This is a genomic window from Mesorhizobium sp. B2-5-7 (assembly GCF_006440875.1).
GTDB lineage: Bacteria > Pseudomonadota > Alphaproteobacteria > Rhizobiales > Rhizobiaceae > Mesorhizobium > Mesorhizobium australicum.
The window spans coordinates 139553-161407 of sequence record NZ_VFUO01000007.1; the positions used below are offsets into that span (position 1 = coordinate 139553).

Annotated in this window: 18 protein-coding genes; 10 read left to right on the forward strand and 8 right to left on the reverse strand. The window is 64.0% G+C overall.

The genetic code is table 11. The annotated features are described in order from the left end of the window. Positions 1-31: 31 nt before the first annotated feature. The 6 genes from rhaS (at position 32) to FJ543_RS26840 (ending at position 6317) form a co-directional block, all read left to right on the forward strand. Positions 32-1027: a rhamnose ABC transporter substrate-binding protein gene (gene rhaS / locus FJ543_RS26815; protein WP_015319234.1), complete on the forward strand. Its 996-nt coding sequence runs from the start codon at positions 32-34 to the stop codon at positions 1025-1027. Between the two features lie 83 nt (positions 1028-1110). Continuing rightward, positions 1111-2652, forward strand: coding sequence for a sugar ABC transporter ATP-binding protein (locus FJ543_RS26820; RefSeq protein WP_140878210.1), 1542 nt, complete (start codon positions 1111-1113; stop codon positions 2650-2652). Then, positions 2649-3629: an ABC transporter permease gene (locus tag FJ543_RS26825; RefSeq protein WP_140713949.1), complete on the forward strand. Its 981-nt coding sequence runs from the start codon at positions 2649-2651 to the stop codon at positions 3627-3629. The genes FJ543_RS26820 and FJ543_RS26825 overlap by 4 nt, the downstream gene beginning before the upstream one ends. Next, positions 3626-4627 (forward strand): ABC transporter permease, encoded by a 1002-nt coding sequence (locus FJ543_RS26830; protein WP_140878212.1) that lies wholly within the window; start codon positions 3626-3628, stop codon positions 4625-4627. The genes FJ543_RS26825 and FJ543_RS26830 overlap by 4 nt, the downstream gene beginning before the upstream one ends. Further along, positions 4627-4944, forward strand: coding sequence for an L-rhamnose mutarotase (gene rhaM, locus FJ543_RS26835; RefSeq protein ID WP_140878213.1), 318 nt, complete (start codon positions 4627-4629; stop codon positions 4942-4944). The genes FJ543_RS26830 and rhaM overlap by 1 nt, the downstream gene beginning before the upstream one ends. Continuing rightward, positions 4941-6317, forward strand: coding sequence for an FGGY-family carbohydrate kinase (locus FJ543_RS26840; protein WP_140878215.1), 1377 nt, complete (start codon positions 4941-4943; stop codon positions 6315-6317). The genes rhaM and FJ543_RS26840 overlap by 4 nt, the downstream gene beginning before the upstream one ends. Here the strand turns inward: FJ543_RS26840 and FJ543_RS26845 are convergent, their stop codons facing one another. The 3 genes from FJ543_RS26845 to galE form a co-directional block, all read right to left on the reverse strand. After that, positions 6318-8144 carry an alanine racemase gene (locus FJ543_RS26845; RefSeq protein WP_140878217.1) on the reverse strand — a complete coding sequence of 609 codons (1827 nt, stop codon included), beginning with the start codon at positions 8142-8144 and terminating at the stop codon, positions 6318-6320. It lies immediately after the preceding gene. 1 nt (position 8145) lies between these two features. After that, entirely contained in the window at positions 8146-9396 is a 1251-nt protein-coding gene (locus tag FJ543_RS26850; RefSeq protein ID WP_140878219.1) for a D-amino acid dehydrogenase, read from the reverse strand. Between the two features lie 118 nt (positions 9397-9514). Next, complete coding sequence (gene galE / locus FJ543_RS26855; protein WP_140878221.1) at positions 9515-10510, reverse strand: UDP-glucose 4-epimerase GalE; 996 nt, start codon at positions 10508-10510, stop codon at positions 9515-9517. A gap of 279 nt (positions 10511-10789) precedes the next feature. Between galE and hemA the strand changes: the two genes are divergently transcribed. Next, positions 10790-12067, forward strand: a complete 1278-nt coding sequence (gene hemA / locus FJ543_RS26860; RefSeq protein ID WP_140787201.1) for a 5-aminolevulinate synthase — start codon at positions 10790-10792, stop codon at positions 12065-12067. 65 nt (positions 12068-12132) lie between these two features. Here the strand turns inward: hemA and FJ543_RS26865 are convergent, their stop codons facing one another. Continuing rightward, on the reverse strand, positions 12133-13299 hold the full coding sequence (locus FJ543_RS26865) for a pyridoxal phosphate-dependent aminotransferase (RefSeq protein WP_140878223.1): 1167 nt from the start codon (positions 13297-13299) through the stop codon (positions 12133-12135). A 109-nt stretch (positions 13300-13408) separates the two neighbouring features. Beyond that, on the reverse strand, positions 13409-13831 hold the full coding sequence (gene mscL, locus FJ543_RS26870) for a large conductance mechanosensitive channel protein MscL (protein ID WP_015319245.1): 423 nt from the start codon (positions 13829-13831) through the stop codon (positions 13409-13411). Between the two features lie 241 nt (positions 13832-14072). On the opposite strand from mscL, the gene FJ543_RS26875 reads away from it, so the two are divergent. Further along, positions 14073-17582, forward strand: a complete 3510-nt coding sequence (locus tag FJ543_RS26875; protein ID WP_015319246.1) for a PAS domain-containing hybrid sensor histidine kinase/response regulator — start codon at positions 14073-14075, stop codon at positions 17580-17582. Positions 17583-17715: 133 nt separating this feature from the next. Here the strand turns inward: FJ543_RS26875 and FJ543_RS26880 are convergent, their stop codons facing one another. Beyond that, positions 17716-18375 (reverse strand): response regulator transcription factor, encoded by a 660-nt coding sequence (locus FJ543_RS26880; protein ID WP_015319247.1) that lies wholly within the window; start codon positions 18373-18375, stop codon positions 17716-17718. 122 nt (positions 18376-18497) lie between these two features. Then, on the reverse strand, positions 18498-18932 hold the full coding sequence (locus FJ543_RS26885; protein WP_140878225.1) for a hypothetical protein: 435 nt from the start codon (positions 18930-18932) through the stop codon (positions 18498-18500). Between the two features lie 107 nt (positions 18933-19039). Here FJ543_RS26885 and FJ543_RS26890 point away from each other — a divergent pair, with 107 nt between their 5' ends. Then, a complete protein-coding gene (locus FJ543_RS26890; RefSeq protein WP_140878227.1) occupies positions 19040-19387 on the forward strand; it encodes a DUF952 domain-containing protein in 348 nt (115 codons plus the stop codon). Next, the gene (locus FJ543_RS26895; RefSeq protein WP_140878229.1) at positions 19387-20466 is read left to right on the forward strand and encodes a quinone-dependent dihydroorotate dehydrogenase; all 1080 of its coding nucleotides are present in this window, start codon (positions 19387-19389) and stop codon (positions 20464-20466) included. Before FJ543_RS26890 ends, FJ543_RS26895 begins: the two co-directional genes overlap by 1 nt. On the opposite strand, the gene FJ543_RS26900 is transcribed toward FJ543_RS26895, so the two are convergent. After that, complete coding sequence (locus FJ543_RS26900; protein ID WP_140878231.1) at positions 20459-21799, reverse strand: MATE family efflux transporter; 1341 nt, start codon at positions 21797-21799, stop codon at positions 20459-20461. The two genes, FJ543_RS26895 and FJ543_RS26900, sit on opposite strands and share 8 nt — an antisense overlap. Positions 21800-21855 lie beyond the last annotated feature (56 nt).

Here is a 21855-nt window from a genome sequence, read left to right on the forward strand (position 1 = left end):
ATGGAATGCAACGCTCAAGGGAGGAAATTCGATGAGCTTCTTGAAGAAATTGATGGTGACGGCGGCCTTCTCGGCCGCCATGTTCGTGAATGCCGCCTACGCGGAAAACGTCAAGATCGCGCTGGTGGTGAAGTCCCTCGGCAACGGCTTCTTCGATGCCGCCAACAAGGGCGCGCAAGAGGCGGCCAAGGAACTCGGCGACGTCGACATCATCTACACCGGCCCGACCAAGGCGACCGCCGAGGCGCAGATCGAAGTGGTCAATTCGCTGATCGCGCAGAAGGTCAACGCCATCGCGATTTCCGCCAATGACGCCGACGCTCTGGTGCCGGTGCTGAAGAAGGCGATGGAGCGCGGCATCACCGTCATCTCCTGGGATTCGGGCGTCGCCAAGGAAGGCCGCCAGCTTCACCTCAATCCGTCCGACACCGGCCTGATCGGCGAGACCATCATCAAGCTCGCCGCCGACTATCTGCCGGAAGGCGGCGATGTCGCCATCCTGTCGGCTTCCTCGACCGCGACCAACCAGAATTCCTGGATCGAAGCTGCCAAGAAGGTGCTGCCGGAGAAGTTCCCCAAGATCAAGCTCGTCGCCACAGTCTATGGCGATGACGATTCGGCCAAGAGCACGGACGAAGCCAAGGGCCTGTTGAAGTCCTATCCGAACCTCAAGGCGATCATCGCGCCGACCACCGTCGGCGTCGTCGCCGCCGCCCAGGTCGTCACCGACGAGAACCTGATCGGCAAGGTCAATGTCACCGGCCTTGCGCTGCCGTCGGAGTTCAAGAAGTTCATCGACAACGGCGCCAGCCAGGCGGTTGCGTTGTGGAACCCGATCGACCTCGGCTACTCCGCCGTCTACCTCGCCCACGACCTGGCGGTGAAGAAGGAAGAGGCCAAGCCGGGTGCGACGCTGTCGATCGGCCGCGTCGGCAAGGTCACGCTCGACGACACCAACTCGGCCGCGATGGCTCCGCCCTTCCAGTTCGACAAGAGCAACATCGAGAAGTTCTCCAAGATCTATTGATCTCGGAGCTTTCAAGTTGCCGCGGCGGGACTCACGTCCCGCCGCGACTTCAAACGGACCTAGTTTCAGGGCTTGATACGGATATGGACACGACGGCCCGACATAGCGAGACCGACGAGCGGCTTCCCGCCTCCGCTCCCCGCCTGGCGCTGTCCGGCATCTCCAAGAGCTTCCCCGGTGTCCGTGCCCTGCACAATGTCAGCCTGTCGCTCTATCCCGGCCAGGTGACCGCGCTGATCGGCGAGAACGGCGCCGGCAAGTCGACGCTGGTCAAGATCATGACCGGCATCTACCAGCCCGATGCCGGCACGATCAGCATCGACGGCCAGGCCGTCGCGCTGCCCAGCGCGCACGCCGCCTTCGGCCATGGCGTCACCGCCATCCATCAGGAAACCGTGCTGTTCGACGATCTCAGCGTCGCCGAAAACATCTTCCTCGGCCATGCGCCGCGCACGCGCTTCGGCACCATCGACTGGCGCACGATGCGCAAGAATGCGCGCGAAGTGCTCGACACCATGCATGCCGGTCATATCGATGCCGATGCGCGGCTCAGGGATCTCGGCATCGCCAACAAGCATCTCGTCGCCGTCGCGCGCGCCATGTCGATCGACTCCCAGATCGTCATCATGGACGAGCCGACCGCAGCCCTTTCGATGAAGGAGATCGAGGAACTTTTCCTTTTGATCGAATTCCTCAAGGAGCAGGGCAAGGCGATCCTGTTCATCAGCCACAAGTTCGACGAGATCTATCGCATTGCCGACCGCTACACGGTGTTCCGCGACGGCGAGATGGTCGGCGAAGGCCTGATCAGGGATGCCGGCCAGAGCCAGATCGTGCGCATGATGGTCGGCCGTTCGGTCGACCACATCTTTCCGCAGCGCAAGGCCGAGATCGGCGCGCCGGTGCTTTCCGTTTTCGGCCTGTCGCATCCGACCGAGTTCAGGGATATCGGGTTCGAACTGCACAAGGGCGAGATTCTCGGCTTCTATGGCCTGGTCGGCGCCGGGCGCAGCGAGGTAATGCAGGCGATTTCAGGCATTACCCGCATAAGCGCCGGCACGATCACGCTGGATGGCAAGGCGATCGCGCCGAAATCGGCGGCGGAGTCGATCGAGGCCGGCATCGTCTACGTCCCGGAAGAACGCGGCAAGCAGGGCGTGGTTATCGGCCTGCCGATCTTCCAGAATGTTTCGCTGCCATCGCTCGCCCGCACCTCCAAATCAGGCATGCTGCGGCTGGCGGAGGAGTTTTCGCTGGCCCGTTCCTACACGGAACGGCTCGACCTCAGGGCCTCCTCGCTCAGCCAGGATGTCGGCACGCTATCGGGCGGCAACCAGCAGAAGGTGGTCATCGCCAAATGGCTGGCGACGTCGCCCAAGGTGATCATCCTGGACGAGCCGACCAAGGGCATCGACATCGGCTCCAAGGCCGCCGTGCACGGCTTCATGGCCGAACTGGTGGCGCAGGGCCTGTCGGTGATCATGGTGTCGTCCGAACTGCCTGAAATTCTCGGCATGTCCGATCGCGTCGTCGTCATGCGCGAGGGCCTTGTCGCGGCGGTCTACGACAACAAGGGACTGGATGCCGAGACGCTGGTCAGGACAGCAGCAGGGATCGCAGCATGAAAGCTTTCCTCAAATACCGCGAAATCTGGCTGCTCGCGGCCATCGTCGTCTTGATCGGGCTGATCTCGACGCGCTTCCCCGCCTTTGCCGACCCCGGCAATCTGCGCCAGGTGTTCAACGACACCTCGATCCTGATGATCCTGGCGCTCGGCCAGATGGTCGTCATCCTGACGCGCTCGATCGACCTGTCGATGGCGTCGAACCTCTGTTTCACCGGAATGGTGGTGGCGATGCTGAACGCCGCGCACCCGGCGATCCCGATCCCGCTGCTGATCGTCATCGCGCTCGCAGTCGGGCTGGTGCTCGGCGCCATCAACGGCCTTTTGGTGTGGCGTCTGAACATCCCATCGATCGTGGTGACGCTGGGCACGCTCACCATCTATCGCGGCGCCACTTTCGTCCTGTCCGGCGGCGCCTGGGTCAACGCCGACAGGATGAGTCCGGATTTCATCGGCTTTCAGCGCGCTGCTTTCCTCGGCATTCCGGTTCTGTCCTGGATCGCTATCCTGGTGATCGCGCTGTGCTTCGTGCTGATGACGCGCACCGCGCTCGGCCGCTCGATCTATGCCATCGGCGTCAATCCGACGGCGTCCGTCTACACCGGCATCGATGTCGGGCGGACCAAATTCATCGTCTTCTGCATCTCCGGGATGATCGGTGGCCTCTGCGGTTATCTCTGGATCTCGCGCTATGTGATCGCCTCGGTCGAGGTCGCCAACGGCTACGAGTTGAACATCATCGCCGCCTGCGTCATCGGCGGCATCTCGATCGCCGGCGGCATCGGCTCGGTCGGCGGCGCCGTGCTCGGCGCGCTGTTCCTCGGCATCATCTCCAACGCTTTGCCGGTCATCAACATCTCGCCCTTCTGGCAGATGGCGATTTCGGGCAGCGCCATCATCCTGGCGGTCGTGCTCAACGCGCGCGGCGAACGCCAGCAGGGCCGCATCATCCTCAAGAAAGTGGAAGCGGTGACATGACCGACGTCCCCGCCCCTCGCCACATTCCCGACCGGCTCGACAAGCCGCTCTCTTCGGCGATCTTTTCCTGGGAAGCGCTGCTGGTCGTGGTGGCCATCGCCATCTTTGCCGTCAACAGTTTCGCCTCACCCTATTTTCTCGATCCGTATTCGCTGTCCGATCTGACCTTCAATTTCACAGAGAAGGGCCTGATCGCGTTCGCCATGGCGCTGCTGATCATTTCGGGCGAGATCGACCTGTCGGTGGCCGCCATCATCGCGCTCGCCTCGACCATGATGGGCATGGCGGTGCAGGCCGGCGCCGGCACGCCAGTGCTTGTCCTGATCGGCATCGTCGTCGGGCTCGGCTGCGGCGCCTTCAACGGACTGCTGGTCACGCGCCTCGGCCTGCCTTCCATCGTCGTCACCATCGGCACGATGAGCCTGTTTCGCGGCATCGCCTTCATCACTCTCGGCGACCAGGCCTACAAGGGCTATCCCGAAAGCTTCGCCTTCTTCGGCCAGGGTTACGTCTGGTGGGTGGTGTCGTTCGAACTGGTGCTCTTCCTCATCGCCGCGATGGTCTACTGGTTCCTGCTGCACCGCACGAGTTTCGGCCGCCGGGTCTTCGCGATCGGCAACAATCCGGTCGCGGCGCAGTTTTCCGGCGTGCGCGTCGGCCGCATAAAATTCATCCTGTTTTGCCTGACCGGCCTGATGTCGGGCATCGCTTCGGTGCTGATCACGGCTCGGCTCGGCTCGACGCGTCCGTCGATCGCGCAGGGCTATGAGCTGGAGGTCATCACCATGGTGGTGCTCGGCGGCGTCAGCATCCTCGGCGGCGCCGGCAGCATCGTCGGCGTGGTGCTTGCCGCCCTGATCATGGGGCTGGTGACCTTCGGCCTCGGCCTGCTCAACGTGCCCGGCATCGTCATGTCGATCTTCATCGGCCTGCTGCTGATCATCGTCATCGCGCTGCCGATCGTCTGGCGGCGGCTGCACGGGGGACGCCTGGCCTGATGCCCGAGAAATACGCATTCAAGATGATGCTCAAACCCGGCATGAAGGCCGAGTACAATAAGCGCCACGATGAAATCTGGCCGTCGCTGGTCGCGTTGCTGAAGCAGGCCGGCATCTCCGACTACTCCATCCATCTCGACGAGGAGACGAACATCCTGTTCGGTGTGCTGTGGCGGCGCAATGGCCACGGCATGGACGATCTGCCGAAGCATCCGGTGATGCAGCGCTGGTGGGCTGAAATGGCCGACATCATGGAGACGAAACCGGATAACCAGCCGGTGGCGGTGCCGCTGGAAATGATGTTCCATATGGAATGAGCGCGGTCCGCCACATCGCCGTCATCGACATCGGCAAGACCAACGCCAAGGTGGCGCTGGTCGATCTCGCCACATTGAGCGAGGTGACGCTGCGCCGGGTGGCGAACGCGCCGGTGCGACAAGCGCCCTACCCGCATCACGATGTCGACGCGCTGTGGGCGTTCATCCTCGACAGCCTTGCCGACCTCAATCGCGAACAGCGCATCGACGCCGTTTCGATCACCACGCATGGCGCGACCGGCGTGCTGGTCGATGCCACGGGCGAGCTGGTGCTGCCTGTCCTCGATTATGAATACGATGGGCCCGATGAACTGGCGTCCGACTATGACGCGATCCGCCCGCCCTTCTCCGAGACCGGCACGCCGCGCCTGCCGCTCGGCCTCAATCTCGGCGCGCAATTCTTCTGGCAGCAGCAAAGTTTCCCGACGGAGTTCGCCAGGGCCGCCGCGATGCTGATGTACCCGCAATACTGGGTGCGGCGCCTGACCGGCGTGGCCGCCAACGAGGTCACCTCGCTCGGCTGCCACACCGATTTGTGGAACCCCTGGACGGGGGATTTTTCGGCGCTGGTCGATCGCCTGGGCTGGCGCGAGCTGATGGCGCCGGTGCGGCCGGCCAGGGACCGGCTTGGCTCGATCCTGCCCGCGCTTGCGGAGCGGACCGGGCTCGATCCACAAACCCCGGTCTTTTGCGGCCTGCACGATTCCAACGCCTCGCTGCTGCCCCACCTCCTGTCAGATGCGCCGCCCTTCTGCGTGGTCTCGACCGGCACCTGGGTGGTGTCGATGGCGGTCGGGGGCAAGACGGTGGCGCTCGATCCGGCAAGGGATACGCTGGTCAATGTCAATGCGCTCGGCGACCCCGTGCCCTCTGCGCGGTTCATGGGCGGCCGCGAATTCTCGCTGCTGACCGAGGGCTCGGCGCAGAGCTGGAGCGACAGCGATGTCGCCGCGGTGCTGGCGCGCAAGACGTTGCTTTTGCCTTCGATCCAGCAAGGCTCGGGGCCGTTTCCGCATCACACCGCCGCCTGGCGCAAGGGCGAGGCGATCCCACCCGGCCAGCGCTTTGCCGCCATCTCCTTCTATCTGGCGCTGATGACGGCGACCTGCCTCGACCTCGTCGGCGGCGATGGCCCGACGACCGTCGAGGGGCCTTTCGCGCGCAATCAATTGTTCACGCGGATGCTCGCCGCGAGCACTGGCCGCGCCGTCATCGCATCGGAAGCCGCTACCGGCACCAGCATCGGGGCCGCCCTGCTTGCATCGGACCAGCGCGCGGCGCATGGCAAAGGTCAAACACTGGAGCCGCCGGCCGATCCGGCCTGGGCGGAATATATCAGCGCGTGGCGAGCAGCCGTCGAGGCTATTGGCTGATCAGAGAATTCGCTTACCGAAGGCCGACATGACGAAGTTGACCGTGTCGCTACCGATCCTGGGCTCCAGATCGGTACTCAGGCCGGAGACATCCATCGACAGCAGCCCGCCGGAAAGCGCTATCGCCTCCATCGCCTGATGCGTCTCGCGCACGGTGAGGCCGCCGGAGCCAGCCGCCCAGCCGGCGAATTCGGTCGCCGTGGGCGAATAGCTGACATGAAACCCTTGCGTGCCCGAGGTGGCGATGCGGATTGCCTCGTGCATCAGGTCGCGCATGCCCATCGCGTCGATATCGGTCATCGTGAAGGCCGAGACGCGCGAATCCTTCAGCACCCGCACTTCCGCCGGGTCGGCATGGCGCAGCCCGATGATGACGACGTTTTCCGGCGACAGCTGCGGCTGCAGCGCGCCGGCCTTGTGGTCGAGGCCAAGCGAGCGCGCCAGTACCGACGCCTCCGGCAGGTCGATGCCATCTTCGTCCTCCGGCATCAGCGCGGCGATGGAATCGATCCAGATCAGGCCGAAGGAGTGGGTCGCGCGGGCCGTTGCGGTCAGCGCCTTGTGCGCGATGCGACGATCGGCGCCGGCGGCGAACCGGATCAGGCCCGAGGGCGGTCGATCGACATCGGCCAGTTCGACGACGTCGAAATTCATCGCCTCCAGCCGGGCGCCGGTTGCTTCGCGCGCGAGGATGCGAGCCGCTTCCGCTTCGGCCGAGATCGACACCATCTTGCGGCCGGAGAAATCCGCGACATCGTGCATCGGTGCTTTTTCGACATATTCCGAGGTCATCGCCAGAAGCATGGCGCCGTAGCTCATGCGGAAGGCGACGCGGTCACCAACGGCGAGCGGCGGGTCGGCATCCTGCACATCGAGCAGCAGATGGTCACTGGAGGCGCCGAGCACCCTTATCCCCTTGGCGATCGGCGTCAGTCCCTCGACCAGTACGTCCTCGCGGCCGATATTGGCGATGGCGCGCAGCCTGTCGCCTTCGTCGGGAAAGACCGGCTGGTTGCCGAAGGCGTCGTAGCCGGAGGTGCCGATCGGCCGCGACGGCTTGAGCTTGACCTCGATGACGTCGCTGGTCAGCCGGCAGGCATCGGGTTCGAGTTCCGCCCATGGGACATCGCGGAAGGTCTCGACACCGCCCTGCAGGATCGCCTCGCCGATGCGCAAATTGTTGATGCCGGCCGGCAATTTGCCTTCGAGCAGCAGCGGCAGCGACGACGACGCGCCGCCGGAGATGAAGTCCAGGCTTTTCCCGGACAGGCGTTCGGTCTTGTAGGCATGAGCGACGAGCTGGCCGAGATTTTCCTCCGTCGGCATGATGGCGCCGAAGCAACCGAGATTGGTGCCGATGCCGGCGATGCGCACGCCCTTCATGTCGAGAATCCGCTCGACCGTGTGGATGAGGTCGTTCGGCCAGATGCCTTCGCGGAGGTCGCCGAGATCGATCATCAGCATGATGTCGTGGACGCGGCCCATACGCTCGGCGGTGCGCGAGATCTCGCGGATGATCGTCAGCTCCGACTGCAGGCTGACGTCGACGGTGCGCACCACCTCCTCGACGCGCGCCATCGGCGGGCTGCGCAACAGCATGATCGGCGCGCTGATACCGCTGTCGCGCAGCCGGCGGATGTTTTCGAAACGCGACTCGGCGATCCCGGAGACGCCGCCGCGCAGCATGGCGCGTGCCACTTGCGGCATGCCGCAAGTGCCCTTGGTGACGCCGAAAACCTTGATGCCCGAAAGCGCGCAGCGGTCCACAACGGTGCGGGCGTTGCGCTCGATGCGGCCAAGGTCGATGGCGACTTGCGGTCCCGACATCCTATCCCCTGTAGACCAGGCCTTGCGGGTCGATCTCCGGCTTGCGGCCGGCGATGAGGTCGGCGAGAAATTTTCCCGAGCCGCACGCCATGGTCCAGCCGACATGGCCGTGGCCGGTGTCGAGGTAAAGGTTGCGGTATTTCGCCTGGCCGATGACCGGCACCGAGTTCGGCATCATCGGCCGCAAACCTGCCCATAGCTCGGCCTTCCTCTCGTCGAAAGCACCGGGGAACAGGTCCTTGCCGGTTCTGAACATGGTGGCGAAGTCGCTGGGTTTGTGGGTGCGGTCGAAGCCGGTGAATTCGGCGGTCGAAGCCAACCGCAATCGATTGCCGAGGCGCGAATAGGCCATCAGCTGATCCTCGTCGGCGCCGCCCATGGTCGGGCCTTTGCTCTCATCCTCCAGCGGAATCGTCGCGGTATAGCCCTTCACCGGATAGACCGGCAGGTCGATGCCGTAGCGCCGGCCGAGCAGGCCGCTCTCCGGCCCCATCGATATGACCACCGCATCGCCGGCGATCGGTCCGGACGAGGTCATCACGGCGCGCACCCGGTCGCCTTCGATGTCGAGGCCCTCGACCGTCGTCCCATAAAGGAATCTCACGCCGAGCTTTTCGGCGGCATAGGCAGCGAGGTTTTCCACGAACTGCCGGGAATCACCGGTCTGGTCGATCGGCGAGTAGACACCGCCGGCGATCTTTTCCTTCACCCCGGCAAGACCTGGTTCAAGCTCGACCAGCCGGTCGCGGCCGACGATCTCGATGGGCAGGCCATGCTCGGCCAGATAGCGGTAATTGTCGGTGCCGGTGTCGAGACTGTGCTGCGAGCGGAAGAAGTAGAGGATGCCCTTCTTGCGCTCGTCATAGTGGATGCCGGTACCGGCGGATATGGCGTTGATGCAGTCGCGCGAATAGAGCGCCAGCCGCAGCTTGACCCGGCTGTTGGCCCGCAGGCGGGCCACCGTGCACTGGCGCAGGAAGCGCAGGCTCCAGGCGAGGAAATAGGGATCGAAGCGCAGCCGCACCTTGATGCCGAGATCATGATTGTAGAGCCCGCGCAGGAACGTCTTGAGTGCCGCCGGCGAGGCCCAGGCGGTGGCGTCACCTGGAGACACCAGCCCGGCATTCGACTGGCTGGTGCCTCGCGCCGGCGCCGCATGACGCTCGATCACGGTGACCTCGTGACCGTCGGCGGCCAGATAGTAGGCTGCCGCCGTACCGACGACGCCGGCTCCAAGCACCGTTATCTTCATGCCATCCCCCAAAGCTCATTGCGGCACCGCGCCTCCACGCTGTGTCGCGAACACTTGCATAGCGCGTCGCCGCGCGCCTTGCGAGCCCTGGGCTTGTGAGCCCCTGGGGAAAGCGCGCTCAGCCCCGCGCGGAGTTCTTGCTGGTCAGGATGCGTTCCCAGGACAGCGCGTCGTTGACGATCTGGTCGAGATCGTCGCGCCGCGGGGTCCAGCCCAGTTCCGACCGGGCGAGATCGGAATTCGCAACCACCGCCGCGGCATCCCCGGGACGCCGGTCGCCCATCCTGACCTCGAAATCATGGCCGAAGGCGCGCCGCACGCTTTCGATCACCTCGAGCACCGAATAACCGTGGCTGTAGCCGCAATTGGCGACGAGGCTGGCGCCCCCGGCGCGCAGCCGCTGCAAAGCCAGGCGATGCGCGGCGGCCAGATCGCTGACGTGGATATAGTCGCGCATGCAGGTGCCGTCCGGCGTCGGATAGTCGGTACCGAAGACCTGCATGAAGGGTCGCTTGCCGAGCGCGGTCTCGCAGGCGACCTTGATCAGATGGGTGGCGCCCGGAGTGGACTGGCCGGTGCGGCCCTTCGGGTCGGCGCCGGCGACGTTGAAATAGCGCAGCGCCGTGTAGCGGATGTCGTGCGCAAGGCCCGCGTCGCGCAGCATCCACTCGCTCATCAGCTTGGACAGGCCATAGGGTGATTCCGGCGCCAGGCGGGCATCCTCGCGCACCGGCTCCAGCCCGGCGCCGCCATAGACGGCGGCTGTCGAGGAGAAGATGAAATTCGGCACGCCTTCGCGGACCGCGGTTTCGATCAGCGTGCGGGTCTTCGAGGTGTTGTTCTCGTAGTAGGCGAGCGGATCGGCTACCGATTCCGGCACCACGATGGAGCCGGCGAAATGGATGATGGCATCGACATGATTGTCCTTGATAATCCCGCCGACCAATTCCTTATCGGCGACATCGCCGACAATCAGCTTTGCCTCCGGCGCCACTGCCCATTCGAAGCCGGTGGAAAGGCGGTCGAGAACGACCACGCTTTCGCCTGCATCCAGCAATTCCCAGACCATATGGCTGCCGATATAGCCGGCGCCGCCTGTCACCAAAACCGTCATCCCAAGTCCTCGCTTACCCAAGATTTATCGGAAACTGTCTCAACAACCGCCTTACTGGAAAGCCCGGCGCATGACCATTAGAACGAGAGGTAACCGGCGTTCACTTGATGTGGCATCATGCGGAAACAAAAGTGATCCACTGAGCGTGTCGTGAAGTGGAATAGGCCACGATCCGTCAACGTTAGGAACAGGTGTGGGGCGTGGCATTTTGACCAAAATGGCCCGGTGGACGGCCAAAAGGCCAATGATTATGATGCCGCGCAAAATTGGGAAGTCGACATGAACTATCAGCGGTTTTTCGAGGAAGCGATCGATCAGCTCCATGCCGAGCGTCGCTACCGCGTCTTCGCCGACCTGGAGCGTATCGCGGGCAAGTTTCCGCGCGCCGTCTGGCGTTCCAACGGCCGCGCCGAGGAAATCACCGTCTGGTGTTCCAACGACTATCTCGGCATGGGCCAGCATCCTGACGTGATCGCCGCATTCCAGAACGCGGCCGGCAAGATGGGATCGGGCGCCGGCGGCACCCGCAACATTTCCGGCACGTCCAACCCGCTGGTCGAGCTCGAGCATGAGCTGGCCGACCTGCACGGCAAGGAAGCCGCCTTGGTCTTCACCTCCGGCTTCGTCTCCAACGAGGCCTCGATCTCGACCATAGCGCGGCTTTTGCCCAATTGCCTGATCATCTCGGACGAACTGAACCATGCCTCGATGATCGAAGGCGTGCGGCGCTCGGGCGCCGAGAAAAAGATCTTCCGCCACAATGACGTCGCGCATCTGGAAAGCCTGCTGCAGACCGCGGGGCGCGAACGCGCCAAGCTGATCGTCTTCGAAAGCGTCTATTCGATGGATGGCGACATCGCGCCGATCAAGGAGATCGTCGAACTCGCCGAACGCTACAACGCCATGACCTATATCGACGAGGTCCATGCCGTCGGCATGTACGGACCGCGCGGCGGCGGCATCACCGAGCGCGAAGGCCTGGCCGACCGCATCGACATCATCGAAGGCACACTGGCCAAGGCGTTCGGCACGCTGGGCGGTTACATCACCGGCACCAGCGCCGTCATCGACGCGGTGCGCTCCTACGCGCCGGGCTTCATCTTCACCACGGCGCTGCCGCCGGCGATCGCCGCGGCGGCCACCACCTCGATCCGTCACCTGAAGCGCTCGCAGGCCGAGCGCGACGCCCAGCAGCAGCAGGCGAGCCGAACCAAGCAGATCCTGTCGGCGGCCGGTCTGCCGGTGATGGAGTCGCCGACACATATCGTGCCGGTGCTGGTTGGCGATCCTGAACTCTGCAAGATGGCGAGCGACCGCCTGCTCGGCGTCCACGGCATCTACATCCAGCCGATCAACTACCCGACGGTGCCACGCGGTACCGAACGGCTGCGTATCACGCCGACGCCGTTCCATTCCGACGCGCTGATCGCCGAACTGCAGGACGCGCTGGTCGAAACCTGGGACGCGCTTGGCATCCCCTACGGTTCGGCGGGACGGCCCTCAGTGACCAAGAGCGACCGCATCATTCCACTGCTGGTGCCCAAGTCGGGCGGCTGAAGCCCGTTTGAAACTCTACTCCGACGGCCAGCTGACGCGGCTTTCAATTCGGGCTTCGTCAGAGTTCAGACAGTCTTCATCCACCTTGCCAGCCGGTTTGCCGCATCCTCGAGCTGGTCGAGGCGTCGGTGGAAGCACAGCCGCAGGAACGCGTCGCCACCGGGCCCGAAGGCGGTGCCGGGCGCCAGGCCGACATTGGCCTTGTCGACGATTTCGAAAGCGGCTGCCCGCGAGTCCGTGATGCCGTCGACGGTGAAGAACAGGTAGAAGGCGCCCTGCGGCACGGTGAAGCGCGCCTTGCCGGTTTCGCCGAGAATACCGCAGACCAGGTCGCGCGCTTGTCTCGCCCGCTCCACCTGTTCGGCGACGAAGGCATCGCCCTCGTCGAGCGCCGCGACCGCGCCGCGCTGCATGAACTGGGCCACGCCCGAGTTCGAATACTGGATCAGGTTCTCGAACACCTGCTGCAGGCTTGGATGCGTCTTGATCCAGCCGACGCGCCAGCCGGTCATCGCCCAGTTCTTGGAGAAGCTGTTGACGAACAGGATGCGGTCTTCCGCCTCCGCGATGTCGAGGAAGGACGGCGCGCGGCCGTGACCATAGTGGAACAGCGAATAGATTTCGTCGGCGATGATCCACAGGCCCTTGGCGCGGGCGAGATTGAGGATCGCCCGCAAGGTCTCGTGATCGGCGGTCCAGCCGGTCGGATTGGACGGCGTGTTGATGAACAACGCCTTCGTGCGCGGTGTGACCGCCGCCGCTATTTTCTCGACGTCGCATGACCAGCCATTTCCGGAATGGTCGAGCCTGACCGGCACCGGCACGGCACCCGCGATGGCGGCGGCGGCGTCGAAATTCGGCCATGCTGGCGACAGGTAGATCACCTCGTCGCCGGCTCCCGCAAGCGCGTCGAGCGCCAGCTGGATGGCATGCATGCCGGAGCCGGTGACGATGAATTGCTCCTCGGCGAAGGTCTTGGCGAAGTGCCTTTCGTAGTAGCGTGCCAGCGCCTGCCTGAGATCGGGAATGCCCCTCTGCCAGGTGTAGAACGTCTCACCGCCGGCCAGCGCCTTCGACGCCGCATCGGTGATGAAGGACGGCGTCGGCAGGTCGCCCTCGCCGGCCCAAAGCGGGATCAGGCCTTCGCGCAATCTGCCATAGTTGACGACGGCGACGATACCGCTTTCGGGCGCGGCCAGGGCCTCGGGGCGCAGGGTCTGGATCAAGGTCATGGGCAGGTCCATTGTCTCGGGGCGTTCGGAGGTGCTGTTTACCAGATGCGAAAACAGAAAACCCCGGCCGCGAACGACCGGGGTTTTGGTCCAGAAGAACCCTATCCGTCTATCGCCTGGCCAGCAGATCGCGGATTTCGGTCAAAAGCTGCACATCGGCCGGCGGTGGCGCGGCCGCTGGCGCGGGCTTTTCCCTTTCCAGGCGCCTGCGCATGTTGTTCACGGCCTTGACCATGAGGAAGATGATGAAGGCTAGGATGATGAAATTCAGCACCACGGTGATGAAGCTGCCATAGGCAAAAACAGCACCTTGCTTTTTGGCTTCCGCCAGCGAGGTGGCGTTGACGGCCGAGGAAAGCCCAAAGAAGTAGTTGTTGAAGTCCAAGCCGCCGAAGATCGCTCCGACGATCGGCATGATGATGTCGTTGACCAGGGAATCGACGATCTTGCCGAAGGCAGCGCCGATGATGACGCCGACGGCCAAGTCCATCACATTGCCCTTGGAAATGAATTCCTGGAATTCTTTCAGCATTCGACCCTCCTTATCATGGCGGGCCGCGCAGCCGTCCCATCCCGGAAGCACCGCCCCGGCGACACCATAACAAAAACCTCAAGTTGCAACATGGGCAAAAAGGAGAAAACAACCGGTTTCGCCTTACCCTGCGTTACCTCTTTGAAATCAGGTGCCCAAAGCCGTGATGGACTTGACGCCCAAGCTGTGATTGCGTCTGACCCGGCCAGGTGAAAATCGGCACAGGGAGGATCTTGCCGGCGTGCAGGGCTTGTTCATCGTCATCATCGCGATCGCCTATGTGACGCTGCTGTTCGCCATCGCCAGCCTGGGCGACCGCCGATCGGCCTTGTCAGGGCCCAGCAGGGCGCGACCTTTCATCTATGCGCTCAGTCTTGCCATTTACTGCACGTCCTGGACCTTCTTCGGCTCGGTCGGCCTTTCCTCCGAACGCGGCCTCGAGTTCCTCGGCATCTATACCGGCCCGGTGCTGGTGTTCGTGTTCGGCTTTCCCTTGCTCAACCGCATCGTGCGGCTGGCCAAGACCGAGAAGATCACTTCGGTCGCCGACTTCCTCGGCGCCCGCTACGGCAAGAGCTTCACCGTGGCAGCCATCGCCACGCTGATCGCCACGATCGGCGCCGTGCCCTATATCGCGCTGCAATTGAAGGCGATCTCCGGCTCGGTCAGCCTGATGGTCGAGCATTATACGGGCTCGCCGCCGTCCTTCGATCCGTTCGTCAGCGACATCTCGCTGGTCGTCGCCATGCTGCTTGCGCTGTTCGCGGTCCTGTTCGGCACGCGCCACGCCGATGCCACCGAACACCAGGATGGGCTGGTGCTGGCGGTGGCGGTGGAGACCGTGGTCAAGCTCGCCGCCTTCCTGGCCATCGGCCTGATGGTCACCTTCCTGATCTTCGGCGGCCCCGGCGACATGTTCGACCGGCTGGCCGAGAATGGCCAGGTGCGGCAGGCAATGGGCTATTCGACATCGCTGGCCACCTGGCTGGTGCTGACGTGCCTGAGCGGCTTCGCCATCATCCTTTTGCCGCGGCAGTTCTACGTCACCATCGTCGAGAACCGCAGCGAGGCCGAACTGCGCACCGCGACCTGGGTGTTCCCGCTGTATCTCGTGGCGATCAACCTGTTCGTGCTGCCGATCGCCTTTGCCGGCCTGACGCTGGTCGGCGCGAGGACGAGCAGCGACCTTTACGTGCTGTCGCTGCCGCTGTTCAGCGGCCACGATTTCCTGGCCATGGCCGCCTTCATCGGCGGCTTGTCGGCGGCAACCGCCATGGTCATCGTGGAGAGCGTGGCGCTGTCGATCATGATCTCCAACGACCTGATCATCCCGCTGTTCGTGCGCCGGCTGTTGCGGACGACCACCTCCGAGAACGAGGATTGGTCGACGCTCATCCTCAATGTGCGGCGGGCGTCGATCTTCATCCTTTTGTTCATCGCCTTTCTCTATTATCGCGAGAGCACCAACAGCGCCCGGCTGTCCTCGATCGGCCTGATGTCCTTCGCCGCGATCGCGCAGTTCGCCCCTGCCCTGGTTGGTGGGCTGATCTGGCGCGGCGCCAATGGCCGGGGTGCGGCACTCGGCATGGTCGCCGGCATCCTGGTCTGGGGCTATACGCTGCTGGTCCCGTCGCTCGTCGCGCCCGATACAGGCATCATCGTCCACGGACTGTTCGGCTTCGAGGCACTGCGGCCGCAGGCACTGTTCGGCACCGTCGCCGAGCCGCTGAACCACGGCGTGCTGTGGAGCCTTTCGGTCAACGCGCTGTTTTTCGTCTTCGGGTCACTGTCGCGCGCGTCGGTACCGCTGGAGCGCATCCAGGCATCGATCTTCGTGCCGCGTGAAGCCGGACCGATGCCGAGCCTGCGCCGCTTCCGCACCGCCATCACCGTCAATGACCTCAAGGATACGATCGCACGCTATCTCGGCGTCGAACGCACCGAGCGATCGTTTCAATCCTTCGAGAAGAGCAACGGTACCTCGCTGCATGGCAACGAGCAGGCCAGCATGGACGTCATCCGCTTTTCCGAGCAGCTATTGGCCAGCGCCGTCGGCTCCTCCTCGGCACGGTTGATCCTGTCGCTGCTGTTCCGGCGCCACGACCGCGAATCTCGCGACGCCTTCCGCCTGCTCGACGACGCCACGGAAGCGCTGCAGCACAACCGCGACCTGCTGCAGATCGCGCTCGACCAGATGGAGCAAGGCATTACCGTCTTCGACCGCGATTTCCGGCTGATCTGCTGGAACCGCCAGTACCGGGCGCTGTTCGACCTGCCCGACGAGATGGGCCAGGTCGGCGTTTCGCTCGACCAGATCCTTCGCCATCTGGCCGAGCGCGGCGACATTCCCGCCGACCAGCGCGTGACGATGCTCAACCGGCTGACCAGCTTCGTCAGCCCCTGGCAGATGGAGCTGAAGACCAGCGGCCGCATCCTCGAACTGCGCTCCAACCCGATGCCTGACGGCGGCATCGTCGCCACCTATGCCGACATTTCCGGCCGCGTCGAACAGGATCTCGCGCTGAAAAGCGCCAATGAATCACTGGAGCAGCGCGTCAAGACCCGCACCATCGAACTGACTGGGGTCAACGAGGAATTGACCCGGGTCAACGAGGAACTGGCGCAGGCCCAGATGCTCGCCGAGGAGGCCAATCTCGGCAAGACGCGCTTCCTTGCCGCCGCCGGTCACGACATCCTGCAGCCCTTGAACGCCGCCCGGCTCTATTGCTCCTCGCTGATCGAGAAGGCCGGCAAGGGTCCGGCCGGCAAGGCGGCCATCAACATCGAATCCTCGCTGGAATCGGTCGAGACCATTCTCGGCGCCGTGCTCGACATTTCGCGCCTCGATGCCGGCGCCATGAAGCCGGACGATACCGCCTTCAACCTCGACGGCCTGCTCAGCCAGATCGGCAATGATTTTCGACCGATGGCCGCAGCAAAGAAGCTCGAGCTGACCATCATTGCGTCCTCACTGACCGTGATGACGGACCGCAACCTTTTGCGCCGCCTGATCCAGAACCTAGTTTCCAATGCCATCAAGTACACCCGCCAGGGCCGCATCCTGGTCGGCGTGCGGCGGCGCGGCGAACTGGCGGAAATCCAGATCATCGACACCGGCATTGGCATCGCCGGTGACAAGCTGAACACCGTCTTCCATGAGTTTACCCGACTGGACGAAGGCGCACGCGAAGCAGAAGGTCTTGGTCTTGGCCTGTCCATCGTCGACCGCATCGCCAGGGTGTTGCGGCTTGAGATCCGTATCTTCTCCAACCCGGGCAAGGGCACGCGCTTTTCCGTCATCCTGCCCGTGGCGGCCGCGCAGGTGCCGCGACGCGAGGTCGAGACCAGGGCGCCGGCCCGCGCGGCGGCTTCGCTCTCCGGCCTGCATGTGCTGTGCATCGACAATGACATCCGTATCCTCGAGGGCATGCGGCTGCTGCTCGAGGGCTGGGGCTGCAATGTCGCCACGGTGACCGGCTCGGAGGATCTGGAGAGGGCCGCGATCGACCGTCCGGACATCGTGCTTGCCGACTACCATCTCGACCGCGAAACCGGTCTCGATATCATTATCAGGCTGCGAGCCACCCACGGCGACGACCTGCCGGCCGTGCTGGTCACGGCCGACCGTTCCAACGAGGTACGAGCAGCCGCGGCAGGCCTCGACATCCCGATGATCAACAAGCCGTTGAAGCCGGCGGTGCTGCGTTCGATGATGGCCAGGTTCAGGCCGATGGTGCGGGCGGCGGAGTGACGTCGAAGCGCCTGAATCAGGCCTGGTGCTCCAGGGTTTCGAGATAGGCGCAGAACATGTCGGCGAGCGCATCGGAACAGGTCGATGCGGCGAGCCGAAGTTAAAAGTTCCGACTGAGCCAAGCAGCCGGCACTCAGCCCGCCGGCTGCAGCGGGTCGCTGCCTATCTTGGACAGCAGGATCACCGCCTGGGTGCGACTGTCGACGCCGAGCTTTTGCAATATGGCCGAGACATGCGCCTTGATCGTCGCCTCGGAGACGCCGAGTTCATAAGCGATCTGCTTGTTGAGCAGGCCCTCGGCCAGCATGCCGAGCACGCGGGTCTGCTGCGGGGTCAACGTCTGCAATCGTTTGATCAGGTCCGATATTTCGGGATCGCGTTCGACGCCGAGATCGACGCCGACAGGTGCCGCGATATCGCCGGCAAGCACCGACTGCACGGCGCCGCGGATTTCCTCCATGCTGGCCGACTTGGAGATGAAACCGGAGGCGCCGAGATCGAGTGCGCGCCGTATGGTCGCCGGGTCGTCATGCGCCGACACCACGACCAGCGGCACCGCAGGATGGATACCGCGCAACGAGATCAGGCCGGAGAGGCCGCTGGCGCCGGGCATCGACAGGTCGAGCAGCACCAGATCGACATCTTCATTGGCCACGACCAGCGCCTTGGCGCTTTCGAAATCACCGGCCTCATGGATGGCGGCGACATTGCCGATGCCGGCAAGCGCCTCGCGCAGCGCGCCGCGAAACAGCGGATGATCGTCGGCGATCACGAAAGAATAGCCTGACGGCAAATGTCCCTCCCCGAATCCCCGATTTACTGCTTTTTGCGGGATCAGTTGGACGATTATGAGGGGCTGCGCACTGTTTTCAAGCGGCAAAGCCAGCGCGCCGCGTTTTCCCTCGTCTATGGCGCTCAGGTCTTCTGCGAGTTGGGCCGGGCGCCGTCGCCGCTGTCCTTGTCCATATCCTTGACGATGCCCATGAAGCTCTTCAGGAAGCGCTCCATGTAGCTCATCGTCGTGTTGAAATCCTCCTCGCTCGGCAGTTTCGATTCGAGACGGGCGGAGAGCGAATTCTCCAGCTTGGTGACGCGCTCGTCCATCGCCTTCATCGAGGCCTGCAAGCGATCGACCTCGTCCTGATAGGCGGCGCGTTCGTCGGCCGCCATCTTGCAGACGAGCTGGCCCGAACGCTCCTCGCAGATCGACATCGCGCCGGTCTGCGTATCCATGCGGATATAGCCGGTGGCCGATTTTTCCAGCCGGTAGCGGTCCGTTTCTTCCGAATAAGCTGAAGCGGCGACCAGCGAAACGAGCGCGGCGGGGATCAAGATTTGCTGCAGACGCATGTTGTCCTCCATGGCCAAGGCCTCAAATATCGCATGTTTGCGCCGGAAATGGGGAAGACCCTTGGCCTGGCCTTCCCCGCGCGACTGGTTCGGATTATAGCGCAACCATGTCACAGATTATCTACAAGATAACTCCGCAAGCGCCTTGGCGCGAGGCCGAAGCCAAAGGCCGCTTCGCCGGAGCGCCGATCGACACCGCCGACGGCTTCATCCATTTTTCGACGGCGGCGCAGGCCAGGGAAACCGCGGCAAAGCATTTCCAGGGCCAGACCGACCTTCTGCTGGTCGCCGTCGACGGAAACCGCCTGGGTGATGCGCTGAAATACGAAATCTCGCGCGGCGGCGCGCTGTTTCCGCACCTCTACGGCGTGCTTGACCTGAAAGCGGTGCTCTGGGTCAAGCCGCTGCCGCTTGGGGCCGACGGTACCCACCAGTTCCCAACCCTGGAGGGGTAATGAGCGTGCTCGACCGGATCGGCCAGAAACTGCTGTTCACCTTCGATCCGGAAACCGCGCATGGCTTGTCGATCGCGGCACTGCGCTGCGGCCTGCCGGGCGGTGCGCGGACGGTACGCGATACGAGGCTGAAGGTCAGCCTTTGCGGTCTCGATTTCCCGAACCCACTTGGCATGGCGGCTGGCTACGACAAGAACGCCGAAGTACCCGACGCGCTGCTTGGCCTCGGCTTTGGCTTTGCCGAAGTCGGCACGGTGACGCCGCTGCCGCAGGCCGGCAACCCGAAGCCGCGCATCTTCCGGCTGACATCGGATGAAGCTGTCATCAACCGGCTGGGCTTCAACAACGAGGGCCATGCGGCCGCCGAAAAAAGGCTTGTGGCGCGCTTGGGGCGCGGCGGCATCGTCGGCGTCAACATTGGTGCCAACAAGGACAGCACCGACCGCGTCGGCGACTATGAGAGCGGCGTTTCCCGCTTTGCTCCTTATGCCAGCTATCTCACCGTCAACATTTCCTCGCCCAATACACCAGGCCTGCGCACCATGCAGGCGCGCGAGCAGCTCGGCGAATTATTGTCCCGAGTCAGGGCCGCGCGCATTGCAGCGTCCGCGCAGCCGCCGATCTTCCTCAAGATCGCGCCTGATCTGGTCGAGGCCGAACTGGAGGATATCGCCGCCGAGGTCATCGAAAAGCAGATCGACGGCATCATCGTTTCCAACACAACCATTTCCCGCCCGGCGCTACGCAGCAACGATGCCGCGCGGGAGACAGGCGGGCTTTCGGGAAAGCCGCTATTCGAGCGCTCGACCATCGTGCTGGCCAGGATGCGCAAGCTGCTCGGGCCCGAAATGGCCATCATCGGTGTCGGCGGTGTCAACTCAATGGAGACGGCTCTGGAAAAGATCCGCGCCGGCGCCGATCTCGTCCAGCTCTACACCGGCATGATCTATGGCGGACCGGCGCTGCCGGGCCGGATCGTCGCCGGGATGGCACGTTTTGCCGAAACGGAAAAACTCAAGTCGATGCGCGAGTTGCGCGACAGCCATCTCGACCGATGGGCGTCGAAGCCGCTCAGCTGAACGCGGTTTGCATCCGCAGCCGCAGAATTGTCAGCAGGCTCAATCCCCGCACCAGCAGAAAGACGTGCAGCGCCGCCCACAGGCCGCGATTGCCGAAGGTGGGCGCCAGCGTGATCAGCGCGGCGGCAAAGGCGAGGAATGACAAGAGCATCATGTTACGCATGTCGCGCGACCAGGTGGCGCCGATGAAGACACCATCCATCTGGAAGGCGAGCACGCCGCTCAGCGCAGTGAAGGCGGCCCAAGGCAGGTAGGTATCGGCCACTGCGCGGACCTCCTGCGACGTCGTTACGACGGCGATCAGGTTGGTGCCGGCCATGAGCAGCACCAGCGTCGCGGCACCGGCCAGACCAAGGCCCCAGAACAGGGTCAGCCGCACCGCCTGCCGGAAAGGCTGTTCGGCGCGCGCGCCGACGGCGCGGCCGGCGAGTTGTTCGGCGGCGGTGGCGAACCCGTCGAGGAAATAGCCGGCGACGAGAAAGAAGTTCATCAGCACCGCATTGGCGGCCAGCGTCACCGTGCCGAACTGCGCGCCCTGGCGGGTGAACAGCGCGAAGGCGGCGAGCAGCGAGAACGAGCGGATCATGATGTCGCGGTTGAGCGACAGCATGCGCAGGAAGGCGCCCATATCGAGCAGGCGCTGCCGAGGCAAGGGCGGGGTGGATCGGAACCGGCGAACCACGATCGCGAGACCAAGCAGCATGGCGAGGAATTCGCCGGTGACGGTTGCCCAGGCGACGCCGGAAACACCCCAGCCGAGCTCAAGGCCGAGCAGGAAGCACAGCGCGATATTGGTGCCGTTCAGCACCAGTTGGAGGATCAAGCCGAGCCCGCCCTCGCCGCGCCCCAGCACGTAGCCGAGGATGGCGTAGTTGATCAGCGAGAACGGGGCGGCAAGCAGCCTGATCCTGATATAGACACCCATCGCGTCGCTGACGCGTGGCCCGGCGTCCATGAACCGCTGGCCGCCAACGGCGATGAGTGGTGAAAGCGCTGCCAGCACGACGCCGGCAACGACCGCGATCAGCACGGCACGCCAGAACACCGCCTGTTCCTCCAGCGCGTCGCCACGCCCGAAGGCCTGGGCGACGAGACCGGTGGTGCCCGAACGCAGAAAATTGAAGGTGGTGAAGACGACGTCGAAAGCCAGCGCGCCGGCGGCCAGGCCGCCAAGCAAGGCGGCGTCACCGAACTGGCCGACAACAGCCGTGTCGACGAGGCCGAGCAGCGGCGTCGTGAGATAGGCGAGCGTCATCGGCACGGCGATGGCAAGCACCGACCGGTTGGTGACGGAAAATACTTTGGTGTCGGCTGGGATGGCGCCCTTGTCCAAAGGATTGCTGCCTTGCTGATTTGCGGCTTGATCGGGGAACCGATGTGCCCCATTTT

Coding starts and splice junctions, on each gene's coding strand:
- FJ543_RS26885 (WP_140878225.1), bottom strand. CDS start 18,932: ATGCGTCTGCAGCAAATCTTGATCCCCGCCGCGCTCGTTTCGCTGGTC.
- FJ543_RS26890 (WP_140878227.1), top strand. CDS start 19,040: ATGTCACAGATTATCTACAAGATAACTCCGCAAGCGCCTTGGCGCGAG.
- FJ543_RS26840 (WP_140878215.1), top strand. CDS start 4,941: ATGAGCGCGGTCCGCCACATCGCCGTCATCGACATCGGCAAGACCAAC.
- FJ543_RS26830 (WP_140878212.1), top strand. CDS start 3,626: ATGACCGACGTCCCCGCCCCTCGCCACATTCCCGACCGGCTCGACAAG.
- galE (WP_140878221.1), bottom strand. CDS start 10,510: ATGACGGTTTTGGTGACAGGCGGCGCCGGCTATATCGGCAGCCATATG.
- FJ543_RS26845 (WP_140878217.1), bottom strand. CDS start 8,144: ATGTCGGGACCGCAAGTCGCCATCGACCTTGGCCGCATCGAGCGCAAC.
- FJ543_RS26865 (WP_140878223.1), bottom strand. CDS start 13,299: ATGACCTTGATCCAGACCCTGCGCCCCGAGGCCCTGGCCGCGCCCGAA.
- FJ543_RS26825 (WP_140713949.1), top strand. CDS start 2,649: ATGAAAGCTTTCCTCAAATACCGCGAAATCTGGCTGCTCGCGGCCATC.
- FJ543_RS26850 (WP_140878219.1), bottom strand. CDS start 9,396: ATGAAGATAACGGTGCTTGGAGCCGGCGTCGTCGGTACGGCGGCAGCC.
- FJ543_RS26895 (WP_140878229.1), top strand. CDS start 19,387: ATGAGCGTGCTCGACCGGATCGGCCAGAAACTGCTGTTCACCTTCGAT.
- mscL (WP_015319245.1), bottom strand. CDS start 13,831: ATGCTGAAAGAATTCCAGGAATTCATTTCCAAGGGCAATGTGATGGAC.
- FJ543_RS26820 (WP_140878210.1), top strand. CDS start 1,111: ATGGACACGACGGCCCGACATAGCGAGACCGACGAGCGGCTTCCCGCC.
- hemA (WP_140787201.1), top strand. CDS start 10,790: ATGAACTATCAGCGGTTTTTCGAGGAAGCGATCGATCAGCTCCATGCC.
- rhaS (WP_015319234.1), top strand. CDS start 32: ATGAGCTTCTTGAAGAAATTGATGGTGACGGCGGCCTTCTCGGCCGCC.
- rhaM (WP_140878213.1), top strand. CDS start 4,627: ATGCCCGAGAAATACGCATTCAAGATGATGCTCAAACCCGGCATGAAG.